Annotated in this window: 14 protein-coding genes; 7 read left to right on the forward strand and 7 right to left on the reverse strand. The window is 35.8% G+C overall.

Translation table 11 applies throughout. The features are described from left to right. Window positions 1–136: 136 nt before the first annotated feature. Entirely contained in the window at window positions 137–1,027 is an 891-nt protein-coding gene (locus tag BM121_RS12450; protein WP_091483968.1) for a COX15/CtaA family protein, read from the forward strand. Between the two features lie 323 nt (window positions 1,028–1,350). Here the strand turns inward: BM121_RS12450 and BM121_RS12455 are convergent, their stop codons facing one another. Together BM121_RS12455 and BM121_RS12460 are read right to left on the reverse strand one after the other, a co-directional pair. Further along, a complete protein-coding gene (locus BM121_RS12455) occupies window positions 1,351–2,544 on the reverse strand; it encodes an FtsW/RodA/SpoVE family cell cycle protein (protein ID WP_091483969.1) in 1,194 nt (397 codons plus the stop codon). A gap of 141 nt (window positions 2,545–2,685) precedes the next feature. Continuing rightward, a complete protein-coding gene (locus tag BM121_RS12460) occupies window positions 2,686–2,967 on the reverse strand; it encodes an Fpa/YlaN family protein (protein WP_091483970.1) in 282 nt (93 codons plus the stop codon). Between the two features lie 197 nt (window positions 2,968–3,164). On the opposite strand from BM121_RS12460, the gene BM121_RS12465 reads away from it, so the two are divergent. Then, window positions 3,165–3,620 (forward strand): hypothetical protein, encoded by a 456-nt coding sequence (locus BM121_RS12465; protein ID WP_091483971.1) that lies wholly within the window; start codon window positions 3,165–3,167, stop codon window positions 3,618–3,620. Between the two features lie 85 nt (window positions 3,621–3,705). After that, a complete protein-coding gene (locus BM121_RS12470; RefSeq protein WP_091483972.1) occupies window positions 3,706–4,296 on the forward strand; it encodes a YhcN/YlaJ family sporulation lipoprotein in 591 nt (196 codons plus the stop codon). A gap of 190 nt (window positions 4,297–4,486) precedes the next feature. Here BM121_RS12470 and BM121_RS12475 read toward each other — a convergent pair whose 3' ends face one another. Further along, complete coding sequence (locus BM121_RS12475; protein WP_091483973.1) at window positions 4,487–7,843, reverse strand: phosphodiester glycosidase family protein; 3,357 nt, start codon at window positions 7,841–7,843, stop codon at window positions 4,487–4,489. Between the two features lie 334 nt (window positions 7,844–8,177). After that, complete coding sequence (locus BM121_RS12480; protein ID WP_091483974.1) at window positions 8,178–8,432, reverse strand: hypothetical protein; 255 nt, start codon at window positions 8,430–8,432, stop codon at window positions 8,178–8,180. Window positions 8,433–8,592: 160 nt separating this feature from the next. Between BM121_RS12480 and BM121_RS12485 the strand changes: the two genes are divergently transcribed. Further along, the gene (locus tag BM121_RS12485; protein WP_091483975.1) at window positions 8,593–8,799 is read left to right on the forward strand and encodes a YlaI family protein; all 207 of its coding nucleotides are present in this window, start codon (window positions 8,593–8,595) and stop codon (window positions 8,797–8,799) included. 97 nt (window positions 8,800–8,896) lie between these two features. On the opposite strand, the gene BM121_RS12490 is transcribed toward BM121_RS12485, so the two are convergent. Beyond that, on the reverse strand, window positions 8,897–9,280 hold the full coding sequence (locus BM121_RS12490) for a YlaH-like family protein (protein ID WP_091483976.1): 384 nt from the start codon (window positions 9,278–9,280) through the stop codon (window positions 8,897–8,899). A gap of 119 nt (window positions 9,281–9,399) precedes the next feature. Here BM121_RS12490 and BM121_RS22085 point away from each other — a divergent pair, with 119 nt between their 5' ends. Next, window positions 9,400–9,570, forward strand: a complete 171-nt coding sequence (locus BM121_RS22085) for a DUF5325 family protein (RefSeq protein WP_175495422.1) — start codon at window positions 9,400–9,402, stop codon at window positions 9,568–9,570. A 34-nt stretch (window positions 9,571–9,604) separates the two neighbouring features. Here the strand turns inward: BM121_RS22085 and BM121_RS12495 are convergent, their stop codons facing one another. Beyond that, complete coding sequence (locus BM121_RS12495; RefSeq protein WP_091483977.1) at window positions 9,605–10,408, reverse strand: inositol monophosphatase family protein; 804 nt, start codon at window positions 10,406–10,408, stop codon at window positions 9,605–9,607. Between the two features lie 141 nt (window positions 10,409–10,549). Between BM121_RS12495 and BM121_RS12500 the strand changes: the two genes are divergently transcribed. Beyond that, window positions 10,550–11,170, forward strand: coding sequence for a YktB family protein (locus BM121_RS12500; protein ID WP_091483978.1), 621 nt, complete (start codon window positions 10,550–10,552; stop codon window positions 11,168–11,170). Window positions 11,171–11,314: 144 nt separating this feature from the next. On the opposite strand, the gene BM121_RS12505 is transcribed toward BM121_RS12500, so the two are convergent. Further along, window positions 11,315–11,584, reverse strand: coding sequence for a UPF0223 family protein (locus BM121_RS12505; protein WP_091483979.1), 270 nt, complete (start codon window positions 11,582–11,584; stop codon window positions 11,315–11,317). A gap of 150 nt (window positions 11,585–11,734) precedes the next feature. Here BM121_RS12505 and BM121_RS12510 point away from each other — a divergent pair, with 150 nt between their 5' ends. Next, window positions 11,735–13,204, forward strand: coding sequence for an aminotransferase class I/II-fold pyridoxal phosphate-dependent enzyme (locus BM121_RS12510; protein ID WP_091483980.1), 1,470 nt, complete (start codon window positions 11,735–11,737; stop codon window positions 13,202–13,204). Window positions 13,205–13,223: the final 19 nt, after the last annotated feature.

Below are 13,223 nucleotides of genomic sequence, written 5' to 3' on the forward strand. Positions count from 1 at the left end.
ATAAATAGGATTTTGATTTCGAAACATTCTATTTGACCCTATGATACATAAATACTTTGTAAGATATATATGCAATAAAATAAAGTATTTTATTGCGTCTAAGGTAGAATGATCTAACGTTTATTGAGGTGTAATAATGATGAAATTATTAAAATGTTTATCTATATTATCAACATTAGTCATGGTTTTTGTTCTTGTTGGTGGTTCTTTAGTAACTAAAACCGGGTCTGGTATGGGATGTGGTGCTAATTGGCCCTTCTGTTACGGCACTTGGTCAATGGAAATGTTCATTGAACTAAGTCATCGTTTAGTCTCCTCTGCGGCAGGAATTATAGTTTTATTATTATCTGTTATTTCCTGGATAAAATTGGGGCATGTTCGCGAAACTAAATTTTTGGCATTTATATCGATCTTCTTTCTTCTAGCACAAGGCCTGATTGGAGCAGCAGCTGTCTTGTGGTCGCAATCTGACTTTGTATTAGCCTTACACTTTGGAATTTCCTTAATTTCGTTTGCGGCAGTATTACTTTTAACATTGTTAATATTCGAAGTGGATCATAAATTTGATGCGGATTCATTAATCATATCATCACCATTTCGTAAACAATTTCTTTGGTTAGCTATTTACATATTAGTAGTTGTCTATTCCGGAGCACTACTAAGACATATTGATTCCAGCTTGGCATGCCCTAGTTGGCCAGTTTGTGATGCTAGTCAACCGCTAAGTTTTGATTATCATTTAGGTCAGTGGGTAAATATGGGACATCGACTATTAGCAGGTATCGCATTTATTTGGACATGGGTGTTATTTTTCAGAATTAGACGTCAATACCGGAATAGCCGTGTAATGTATCAGGGCTGGAGTATTGCAACCTCCTTCATTACCATTCAAGTGATTCTTGGTGGACTTGTTATTTTTACAAAGGTTAATCTTATTATCGCGTTATTCCATGCTTTGTTTATTACATTATTTTTCGGATTGTTATGTTACTACTTGTTATTATCTTATCGTAGCAGAAGGAAATAGTAATAAATGGTGTTTAATCATTGACAAAAAATGCAACAAGTGACTACAACAAGTAGGTTCGTCACATATCATGGAAACTACACCCATATAAAATGTGAAGAGCCAATAAGAAAAGCTTAGTGTTCCCGTTTAGAAACGTAGCGACTTCAGAATCAACTTAAGGAAATATGGTGAGCAAGTGATTCTATGATGACTTTCGCCCAAGGGCATAAGGAAGATTCGGGAAGTCGCCTAGTTTCTGGGCGTTTGGAGCCAGACACCGCGCGCATCCCATACTTTCTTGTCTTACTAAAAAAGCAAAGCCGAAAATCGGCTTTGCTTTTTTAAGATGAATAATTCTTTCTTAATCTGCCTGTTGTTGGTGTTTTTTGGACCTTGGTTTCTTCTGTATCTGCAGTTTCCTCATTAAATCTTTGATAATTCACATGACGAGCGATATTGTTTAAAATACCCACCGAGAATAGTAATACAATCAGTGATGATCCACCAGCACTCACAAATGGTAAAGGTACACCAGTAATCGGTAATAAACCACTAATTGCACCTAAGTTAATAACCGCTTGAATCCCTATCATAGAAGATATCCCAATCGCTAAAAGACTTCCAAAAGGATTTTCACATTTCTTCGCAATAAATAAACCTCTTAATACAATAATACTCAAGTTTACCAGCACAAATAATACACCGAATAACCCTAGCTCCTCTGCAACAACAGCCATAATAAAATCACTTTCTGCTTGTGTTAAATAGCCTAGCTTTTGGATACCTTGTCCAATTCCAACCCCAGAAATACCACCTGTACCAATCGCTATGTATGATTGAATAAGCTGATAACCACTTTCATCAGCATCTTCAAATGGGTGATATGCCCCTGTAAACCTAGATATTTTTTCATCTGTTACCATATTAAAGCTGACTGCAATTAAAAGAAGCAAGCCAATGAATATCAATAAAGATAAATGTTTAAACTTTATTCCTGAACTAAAAATAATGGTACATGCAATAGCAAAAACGATTGCTGCAGTTCCCACATCCGGTTGCTTGATAATTAGTGCTAATAAAGCACTAATTATCACTAACGGTGGCAACACTGCTTTAAAAAAATCTTCAATATAAGCCAACTTTTTGGTATAGATAGCAGCTAAATAGATAATTAAGCCGATTTTAACAAATTCAGATGGTTGTACGGAAAGTGAACCTAAAGCCAACCAAGATGTTGAATTGTTTACGGTCTTTCCAAATAATTCAACGGATAGGAGACCAATAAACATTAAAAGGACAATCCATTTCGTTAACTTTAGATACAAGGTATATTTAAAATAGCTGGCAAATAAAAATATAACTAAACCAATACCTAACCACATACATTGTTTCAAAGCCATTGAATAAGCTGGATCTTCCCGAACCAATACAGATGTAACCATACTTGCGCTATAAATCATGACTACACCAAAGGCAGATAATAATAAAGGTGATATCATCAATAAAAAATCAAACGTTTTAGTTTTTTGTTTCATAACGATTACCTCAGAATCTTATATATTATTATTCTCATTTTATCATACTAATACCAGCTTTTAACATAGGACATTTTATATAAATCCGCTTTAAATACAAAAACCTTGCCTGGTCTGGCAAAGTTTGCACATGTTAAACTATTATGCTTTCTGCGATGCCTCATGCAGAACATTTAATTGTCTTTCAAGATTATCTAGTAATGCTTTTCCATCTTCTTCACGTATTAAATGTAGCCTTACAGCAAAATCTATTTCTCTAGATAAACCAAACATTTGTGTATCCAAAACTTCTTCATATAAAGGGCACTGTGGCATCGTTAAGTTATCTATCTGAACTTTTATTAATTGCAAAATTTTATCCGCATCAGCCTTTAGAAGGGCATAGGCTTGCTCCTCTTTTCTTACAGCCACTTCAGGTATCAACTAAATCCCCTCCGTTTTAAAAACTTCTACTTTTAATATTATCGTGAAAAAGATAAAAATGCAAGATTACTAATATTTATATATATTCTTGGTAAATTGAATAAGTATTAAATCGATAAAATAATGGATGTGAAATGCATTTTCTATTATTATTTGCTATCCTATAAAGTAACGTAAAAATAAAGAGGTGGAGTAAAGTGATTATTCAAATTAAGGGAAATGTGAAATATCAAATAACATTGGACCCAAGTGTATGGATTTTTGATGACAGAAAAGTAAAATTAGAAGAGGCATTTAAAGCAGCTACCGTTCCAAATGAGGATGTTGTCGAATCAAATATTAAATTACATAAGCCCCCTGTAAATCACAGTATAAAAAAATATAATAAAAAAGAATTGCTAGAACATTCATATCTTATGCCAATCCAAGAATTCATTGAAAATGCTGAAGTAGATGAAAATGCTGAAGTAGCTATTTTAAAAACAGCAGATGCTGAACATACGATTTCCATTGATCAACTATACGCATCATATTTATTATTTTCCATTGATGGTAAAATAATAAAAGAACACGGCCCTGCTTATTTTTATCACGGAGATGGTTCAAATCAGGATGAGCCGATAATGGGAATCAAAGTTATCGAATTAAAATAAATAATAACAAGTCCTTTCTTCTTCTCGATAGTATATTTTATTAATTTCAACAAAAAATATACAGAAAAGAAGGAGGGATTTTTTTATGAGATACATTTTCCTGTTGTGCTTTTTGACTGTATTGATTGGTTGCCAGCAAGATGTTCAAGACAATAATTTAGCGCAGAATTCGGAGGACTATGGAGCAGTTCAAGTAAAGAATTCGGATCCAACAGAGACAGATGACATGGATAATCAAGAAAAAGCGCAATATTTGGCTAATCTGGCAAGTGGCGTACCGAATGTTAATGACGCATCTGCTCTAATCACTAATCGTGGTGTCATCGTCAGTATAGATGTGGATGAAGATTTAGACCGTTCACATGTAGGTTCGATCAAATTTTCAGTTCTAGAGGCATTAGAACATGATCCATTTGGAAGAAAGGCAATTATCGTAGCTGATGCTGACTTACATGAACGATTACAAGGTATGGGCCAAAAAATAGAAGACGGTCATCCAATAGAAGCTATTTCAGAAGAACTAGCAAACATTACTGGACGTTGGATGCCTGAACTACCTTTAAATGAAAAACAGTCGGATAAAGCAGATCAAAATAAACAAATTATGAATGAAGACGAACAACAGCAGCTTGAAGAAATTAATGAAGAGCAATCAAACCATCAGAAAGATCGCTAAGCAATCCACATTTCCTGCAGAGTACAAAGGCCAATATCAAATGGCTTTTTAGAAAATGGTTACTTATGTAATACCAAATTAACGCGATGAATTTGGATAAGTAGGAAGTCAAGGTTCTCACAAAAACTAAAAAAGAGGGTGTCATTGCACCCTCTTTTTGCTTCATTCAGATCATATTAAGAAACATTCATTATTTAATTGTAATTTTCTCAACAGATTCCATATTATTTGATGTTACTTTAATAGAAATTTCTCCAGTAGCTATTGCTTTTAATTCTTTGGTTCCAGTATCAAAGATAGCAACATATTTACCGGACTTCTTAGCTTTTTCAAGTTTACTTCCTTTTCCCACAAATACATCTTCACTGGCACCCCACATAACTGATGCTGGATAGTGAAGAGGAAATTCTAATTCGCCTTGTTGGTGTCCAATTGCACGAAGCTTTACGATATCTCCTACTTTCATTTCCTTCGGAGCATCAAGTATAACGGATTCCAGTAATGGACGAACTTCTGCTCGAATCCATTCGCTTCCTTTTACCTTACTATTATCTGCTGCTTGTTCAGGACCTGCTGCTTTATCTGGAACAGGAGTAGGATCAACACCAAACAAATTCCAAGCATAAAATCCTCCACTTTCAGGTGAGCCGTATGGTGCTTTTCCGGCTGACCCCACAACCATGTAAGGTACCCCTTCTACCCGTTCTAAATTTGCAACATGGGCATGTCCACTTATATATATCGCACCTTTTCCTTCTGACATTTGGCGGAAATCAGTCAGCCAGTTCTCTATCAACTCTGCCTCTTTCCTGTCAGAAAGCTGACTATTATTTGTCGGTAATGGATCACGTGTAGGATGATGTCCAAATACGACAACATTGTTGATGGATGAATCGGTTGCTGCATCATTCAAAGATTCTTTTAACTCTATCATTTGATCAAAATCACTCGTCCGGAAGCTTCCTGTAGAGGAATCCAGTAAAATAAATCTTGTCCCTTGATGATCAAAGCTATAACGATTCTCCTCAAAAACAGCTAAGAAATTATCCAGGTTTCCTGAGCCGACGATTTCATGATTACCAGGAGTATAATAAATAGGGAATTCATCTCCCACTTCCTCCTCTAATACTTGTTTCGCAAAAGCAAAGTCCTCTTCCCACGCTGTATCTACAAGATCCCCATTTATGACTAGAAAATCAGGATTTTCAGCAACAATTTGCTGCAAGGCTTCGCGAGCCATTTTCACCTGAGAACTATTTGGATTCTTGGCAACGAACTGACTATCAGATAAAACTGCGAATTTCCAGCGATCATCAGAAATCTTAGTATTTTGAAGGATGAGTGGATCTTCTTCTACCTCAACTGGTTCTGGAATCTCAATAGAAGGTGGTACTTCGACCGTTAAATCATCAATAATCAACCGCCCTGTATACTGCTCATTAGAATTGGTTTCCACTGGATAAATACGCCACAATTTCACCGGGTATTGAATTCCCTCAGGTAAGCTGGTTTCAACGTATTTCCAGCCAGTCCAGTTAACTTGACTCGCTAATGTTAGTGTGTAATTGGTACCTGAAGCATCCTCGATTACTGTACGGAGCCATGCCCCATTCCCATCACCATGTACCCACATCCCTATCTTTTGCACATCACCTGGAAGTTCCAGTTTCGGTGAAGCCTGTAAATAAGCAGCACGAGTAGCTGTAGTTGATGAAAAATCATAACTTAACTGCATTCCATTTCCATTTCGGCCTGTGACCACTTCCATCGATGCATCAACATTGGAAGGATATTTCGTAGCTGTCCATCCTGCACCTGTCTCAAAATCAGAAATGTTCTCTGTCGTTAAACCAATTGTAACTGGAAGAAGTGTCTCTTTCTCCTGTACTTTTACCGATAGAGTTGTTGACTGGCCATCTTGTAATGGCTCAACTGTAAAAGTTCCATCTTCTAATTCTTCTACATTAATAACTGATTCATCGTATGATATTCGAATATCTCTTGCTTCAATTGGCGCAGAATACCCATCTTTATCATAACCAATTACAGAAAACTTCTCTTCTCTTCCCATTTCAGTCCCGAGATAGGACTTTGTTGTTTCGATTCTATCCAACTTACCTAGAACCGTAATTTCTGATGTTCCTTTTGCTGATTTAATCTGTGCTTCAGCAACTGCCTTTCCAGATTTATTGGCATAGAACACACCATTTTTATCAAAAGAACCAACATTTCCAGGAAGTGCCTGCCATCTTATTCCCTCCACATCGACTGGGGAATAATTTTCATCATGACCTTGTCCAATAAAACTTCTGCTTAAATCAGGGAAAACACGGTTACTAAATTCAGATTCTGATACCGTTTCAACAGCAAAGTTTGTCAACTTGCCGCTACCTTCCTCAGCAAAAATACCAATACCATTGGGTACTGCCCTTTCCGATCCATCGGAAGGATTGTTTACAACTTCTGCATCTTCAGAACCAGGTGGTCGAGCAACCATCGTTGATGATCCGCCGCCATCAATATTTAAAGCCTGACGTGCCCCATTTTCTTTCATCAGTTGGGCCAATTCTTGATAAGTCATCCCACGGCTAGCCATTTGACGACCATCAACTAATGCTAAAATCATTGTTTTACCATCTTCTGAAAATCCTACAGCCGTTCTTGGTGCAGCTGTGCTGTCATCCAGATTCTCTGTAATTTCACCATTTTCCATTAGCTTTACATTACCACCAACAGCGAATTCCATTAACGTATCACCGTCAACCTTTGGTGCATAAGAGACAGAAACCTCATCACCTATAACAAGACTTTTTAGTAAATTAGCTCCATCCTCACGACCTACGAGCACATATGAGTTTTCATCAATCTGATTTTGCCCTATCCGATCCGAAACTTCAACTACTACTCCATCTTGCACCGTTACTTCATATACAGAACTTCCTCCATCAGGACGCGACTCTTCTCCCCACAAGGATGTATAAAAACCCATTCCATTTTCAGGAATACTGGATTGGTTGAGAGCTTCTAATGGAACGTCACCATCTGGAAGCTGTACGATCCCTTCAAGGAATATATCAGTAATTTCACCTACCCCTTCCTTATTGACTCCAGCTGATAACGTGTGAGAACCCTGTGGTCCTTTAATCAATTCACTGTCTTGAATCATTGTCCCTAATGGTGAATTGGTACGATTAATATCGAAAAAATCACCATTTACACCTCCAACAGCTCCATCCTGTTTTGCCATTTCAGACAGCGGACTGGCTTCCGTGACTTCACCGGGATAAAGCAAATCAGCGGATACTGCATCATTCGACAAATCCACTGTCATAACTTTCCCATTTAGCCAGCCCCGTGCATCAAAACGCTCAAAACTAATTAGCTGAATTCCAGGCCCAATTATTGTTTTTTCTTCATTTGCTAGAAGCGTTTTCCCCTCCGGACCAACCGTAACAATTGGCTCCGTACGATCTGATGAAGCAGATCGAGCTTCTGAGACAGGACTTGCTTTCGCATTCACCTGAATTGATGGTGTAAACGAAACCAAAATAACAATTACCGCGAATAATACACTTAACCAATGTTTGCTATTAATATAAATCTCCCCTCTCTATCGTTTCTCTATGAAAATTCTAGCAAATAAATATTAAGAAATAGTATGATTTTTATAAACTTTTTTAGTCCAAAAGTATCTAATTTGTTAACTGAATATATTTAATTATTAAGAAAATATTGAGTGATATTCAAGGATGCAACTCAAAATAGTAGGAATATCTTGGAAGGCCTCCACAGGTGAATGATGGAAGTGATTGAACAAATTAAAATAGGCTATCGATGGGGTATCGACAGCCTAGAATCTAATATCATATTGGTTCCTTTTCTTACTTTCTTATCTTATTATAATAATTAACTCCAAATTGAGACCCCTCTGCTACCATATCGGTATTTTCTAAATTATCTTTACCTGGGTCTCCAGCTGCTTCAAGTGGCAAGTTGGATTGATTAGTTTGAAATGTATTTCTCCATTCATTCCATTTATTCATCATTCTCTCTCTTTTAGACTTATCCATTAGTACAAAAGAAAGAGTAGCTATACCAGTGGCTCCAAGCATTCCAATAACACTTCTTTTACGCATGTTCATCATCCTCTCTTATTTCTCTTCTTACTATACCTATACCCAGACATTATTCGTTAAAAACGTATTTTGCTTTTCACAACTATGGTAAATATGAAAAATGTGAAATTTGTGTTACAATAATAAAAAATAGGTATTTGTATATATTTGAGGTGAAACAATGCGAGTAAAATGCGTGATATGCGATACAATAAAGAAAATAGATAATGATTGTCCCAAAGCTAAAAAATTGCGTAATAGATTAATACACACATATATGTGTCCTGAATGCGATCAACGCATTGAAGAAAATACGATCAAAAGGCATAAAACTGGTAATTTCAAACTTTATCGAAAAAAAGAAGTACAAGACCAATATTTATCTTAATATAAACGTTTTGTTCACTTGAAGCCTTTCAGTTCAATTAAATTATCAAAAAAGAAATAATTCTATATTTATTTTTCTATCTAAAAAGGCTGAGCAGTCATTGCTCAGCCTTTTTGTTATTATTGTGTTTTCGTTCTTGAGATAGCCTTAGACGATAGACTCCCATTATCACTGCGATAATAAACAAACTTTCTGCTAGCGGGAGATTTAGGCCGAATATTAATGTTAAAAAGAATGTCCCGATAATTAATATGATATAGATAACCAATGATTTAAGCGGTGGAAGCTTTTTGGCAAAACCAAATTTATATGCCAATATAGCGAAAATAACAACCGTTAGGTAAAGAAGCATAAAACCTGTGATTAAACTAGCCATCTCGCCTTCATCTGCTACGTTTACTTCCCCACCTAAACCACTCATAAAAAAATCAGCTACTGGCCATAGATTGTCGGGTACTTGAATTACTGTTTCTCTTTGCATGTGAAACCTCCAAATTCTACATTCAAACAAATCTATTATACTTTAATCATCTGATAAATACAATTTCTATTAAAGATATGATATGCTATGAATGACGACTATATATTAGAGGTGACATAATGAATTTTCAATTCTCAAAATTTCTATTAGCATTATGTGTTATTTTAGCATTTTCTGCTGCAGGCGTTGGTGTAGCACTAAGAAGCACTTGGTTTATCGTCATTGCATTTCTGGTTGGTTTTGGACTAATGGGATACGGTATATCACTTAAGAAAAAGGAAGCCAGTTAAAAATACTAGCAATCATAAGACTGCTAGTATTTTTTTATTTAAATTCAATATATTCATCGAGCAGTTGGTGTTTAATCTTGCTATTACACGTTAAAATGGTGTTTTTTTCTAAAAGGTTTACAGGCTTTCCATTAGCCTGAATAGTAACCCCACCTACTTCTTCTACAAGAATCAAACCTGCAGCAAAATCCCACGGAGCTAATCTCATCGTCAGATAAGCATCGATTATACCTTCTGCTACAAATGCAAATTCTAATGCTGCTGAACCATAAGACCTCGTTCCACGACTATCTTTAATTAATTGCTGCACTTTCTTTTCATTTATTCGTTTATTTTCACAAGCTAAGGAACTATTTAATGCTATAATGCTTGTTTCTATATTAACTTGTTCACCTAATGGTGGCAGCTTGTCCTGATTTCGATATGCGCCTTCACCTTTTTTCCCGCTATACAATACATCTTCCATGACATTATAAATCAAACCTATTTCTCCAATGCCTTCATGAAAAATACCAATCGAAATCGCAAAATTTCGTTTTTGATGTACAAAATTCATCGTACCATCAATAGGATCAATAATCCATATCGTTCCTTCTAACGACTCTACTTTATCACCATATCCTTCTTCACCGACTATAGAGTGAGTGGGATATTTTTCTCTTATTTTTCCAGCGAAAAATTGCTCTGTTGATCGATCTACTGCGGTTACAAGATCGTTCGCATCTGATTTAGTATCAATTTGGTATTGGTCATCTATTTGATCACGTATTTGCTTACCAGCTTGATAAACCCATTTTTTTGCATCTTCAAAAATTAATTGCCGAGTGGCTTCATCCATCAACCTTCCTCCATTCTCCTTATGATAAATACTATTTTAGCAAATATTCAATCAATTTAAAAATGTATACTATTTCTTTGCAAACAGATAATAATTAATATAATATTAAAATGATACTAGATAAATAGAAAGGTGAACAAGATGACATTTAATGGATTTCAACAAAAAGATTTCGAAACATTCCAGATCGATGGACTTGATGAACGTATGGAAGCAATTCAAGAACGAATTCAACCAAAATTCAGAAGTATATATAAAGAAATTGCAGACGATTTAGATGCATTAACTGAACGTGAAATGCATTTACACATCGCTAAGCATGCCAGACGTACAGTTAACCCACCAAAAGATACTTGGTCGGCTTACTGTCATAACAAACGCGGATATAAAAAACATCCACACTTCCAAGTTGGTTTATGGGGTGATAATCTCTTCATTTGGTTAGCATATATTTATGAATTGCCACACAAAAGTGAAATTGCGGAGAAATTTTTAAGTGAAATCGATGATATTAAGGAAACAGTTCCTGAAGATTATCATATTGCATTTGATCATATGAAAAATGAAGCTTTCCCCCTTTCTGAAACAGATTTACAAAAAGGATTGGAACGTTTTAAGAAAGTTAAAAAAGCTGAGTTCTTAATCGGCCGTAAAATTGACGCAAATGATCCTTTGTTACAAGATGGAGAAAAGCTAATACAGACCATTAAAGAGACTTTTCAGACATTAGCACCGTTATACCGTTCATCAATGAATCTTTAGTGATTTTAAAGTGAGACTTCCATCAGTGGGGAATTCACGGACGATTAGTACCGTGTAAATATTTAGTAGGTCATTCAAAAAAGCTTAAAGTGCATAAATACAGGCACTCTAAGCTTTTTTGTTGATTTTCTTTAAATGACTTCATTACATTTTAACGATATCTCTAGGAGATAATTCTTTGGCTTTTTTGATAACACGGAAAGGGACATAACCTGATTGTTTTTCGAATTTTTTATCTAATTGTTTTTCTTCACTTTTGGAAGGTACGATCTCTTTATATCGATTGTATGCTGCCACTAAGTCTTGTTTCTCTACCCCTTTTTCATATGCTTTTTCAATTAAGGAAAAATAATTAACGACATCGACAATTTCTTCAGTCGCCCAAGTTTCATCAATAGGATAACTATAATTCATTTACAACACCTCACGATTGGATTCGCCCGTATTTTAACATGTTCATTTTAGAAAGTATAGCGATTTAAGATATAACTAGCTATTCATAGATGGATTTGCTATAATACGTTTTGCTTTATATTTTTATGTTAAAGGAGCTCACAGCAAAGCATGAATCAGAATGATACTCCACTGTTTAGTGGTTTACTACAACATATACAAAAAGATCCTAAGGCATTCCATATACCCGGACATAAAGCTGGTAAAGGAATGGATCCGGCATTCCGAGAATTTATCGGATATAATGCACTTGCAATCGATTTAATTAATATAGAACCATTAGATGATTTGCACCACCCTGGAGGGATCATCAAAGAAGCACAACAATTAGCTGCAACTGCTTTCGGAGCTGATCATACCTTTTTTTCTGTACAAGGAACAAGTGGTGCGATTATGACGATGATTCTTAGTGTATGTAATCCTGGCGATAAAATTATAGTACCGAGGAATATTCATAAATCGGTATCGTCTGCTATTATTTTTTCCGGTGCGATACCTATATTTATCCACCCGGAATTAGATCATTCACTGGGTATTTCACATGGAATAACACCAAACGCAGTCACTAAAGCTTTACAAGCACACCCCGATGCAAAGGCTGTTCTTGTTATCAATCCTACTTATTTCGGTATTGCTGCTGACTTAAAACAAATTGTAAGTATTGCTCATCAATTTAATGTACCAGTTTTAGTTGATGAAGCCCATGGTGTGCATATTCATTTTCATGATAAACTCCCGTTATCAGCGATGCAGGCAGGCGCAGATATGGCAGCTACCAGCGTCCACAAACTAGGTGGCTCCCTTACCCAAAGTTCTGTACTAAATGTTAAAGCAGGTCTGGTTAATCACGATCGTGTCCAAACAGTTATGTCGATGTTAACTACGACATCTACTTCATATATTCTGTTGGCATCATTAGATGTCGCAAGAAAATATTTATATCAACATGGAACAGAATTGTTAACCAAAACATTAGAGAAAGCTGCCATTGTAAGGCATAAAATTAATCAAATTTCTCATCTATATAGTCCCGGAGAAGAATTATTAGGTACAGAGGCAACCTTTGATTATGACCCAACAAAAATTATTATTTCAGTAAAAAATCTAGGGATAACTGGACATGATGCAGAAGTTTGGTTAAGGAGTAACTACCAAATAGAGGTAGAATTATCCGACATGTATAATATTTTATGTATTTTAACACCTGCTGATAACAATGAAGATGTATCACACCTATTACATGCTTTAAAACACTTATCCTTACATTATGAAAAAAGCGCTAATCTACAAGAAGTTAAAGTTTCTGTAGCTGATATCCCTATTCTGGCAGTAAGCCCCAGAGATGCTTTTTATGCAGCATATGAAGTGATACTTTTACATGAGTCTGCTGGCAGAATCAGTGCAGAATCTATTATGGTCTACCCACCCGGAATTCCTATTTTTATTCCGGGTGAGATAATATCGGAAGAAAACCTAGACTATATCTCCGAAAACATTAATTCAGGTTTACCTGTTCAAGGTTTAGAGGATGAAACTTTGACTACTGTGCGCGTACTGAAAGAACGAGTAGCTTTCAAATAAAGGAAAACTAAGGCTTTCG

It is taken from the genome of Gracilibacillus orientalis (genome assembly GCF_900114645.1).
GTDB classification, from domain to species: Bacteria; Bacillota; Bacilli; order Bacillales; family Amphibacillaceae; genus Gracilibacillus; species Gracilibacillus orientalis.

What these genes read in the sequence shown, in the direction of transcription:
- BM121_RS12450 (WP_091483968.1), top strand. Translation starts at nt 137, where the DNA reads ATGATGAAATTATTAAAATGTTTATCTATATTATCAACATTAGTCATG.
- BM121_RS12455 (WP_091483969.1), bottom strand. Translation starts at nt 2,544, where the DNA reads ATGAAACAAAAAACTAAAACGTTTGATTTTTTATTGATGATATCACCT.
- BM121_RS12470 (WP_091483972.1), top strand. Translation starts at nt 3,706, where the DNA reads ATGAGATACATTTTCCTGTTGTGCTTTTTGACTGTATTGATTGGTTGC.
- BM121_RS12480 (WP_091483974.1), bottom strand. Translation starts at nt 8,432, where the DNA reads ATGCGTAAAAGAAGTGTTATTGGAATGCTTGGAGCCACTGGTATAGCT.
- BM121_RS12485 (WP_091483975.1), top strand. Translation starts at nt 8,593, where the DNA reads ATGCGAGTAAAATGCGTGATATGCGATACAATAAAGAAAATAGATAAT.
- BM121_RS12490 (WP_091483976.1), bottom strand. Translation starts at nt 9,280, where the DNA reads ATGCAAAGAGAAACAGTAATTCAAGTACCCGACAATCTATGGCCAGTA.
- BM121_RS22085 (WP_175495422.1), top strand. Translation starts at nt 9,400, where the DNA reads ATGAATTTTCAATTCTCAAAATTTCTATTAGCATTATGTGTTATTTTA.
- BM121_RS12495 (WP_091483977.1), bottom strand. Translation starts at nt 10,408, where the DNA reads ATGGATGAAGCCACTCGGCAATTAATTTTTGAAGATGCAAAAAAATGG.
- BM121_RS12500 (WP_091483978.1), top strand. Translation starts at nt 10,550, where the DNA reads ATGACATTTAATGGATTTCAACAAAAAGATTTCGAAACATTCCAGATC.
- BM121_RS12505 (WP_091483979.1), bottom strand. Translation starts at nt 11,584, where the DNA reads ATGAATTATAGTTATCCTATTGATGAAACTTGGGCGACTGAAGAAATT.
- BM121_RS12510 (WP_091483980.1), top strand. Translation starts at nt 11,735, where the DNA reads ATGAATCAGAATGATACTCCACTGTTTAGTGGTTTACTACAACATATA.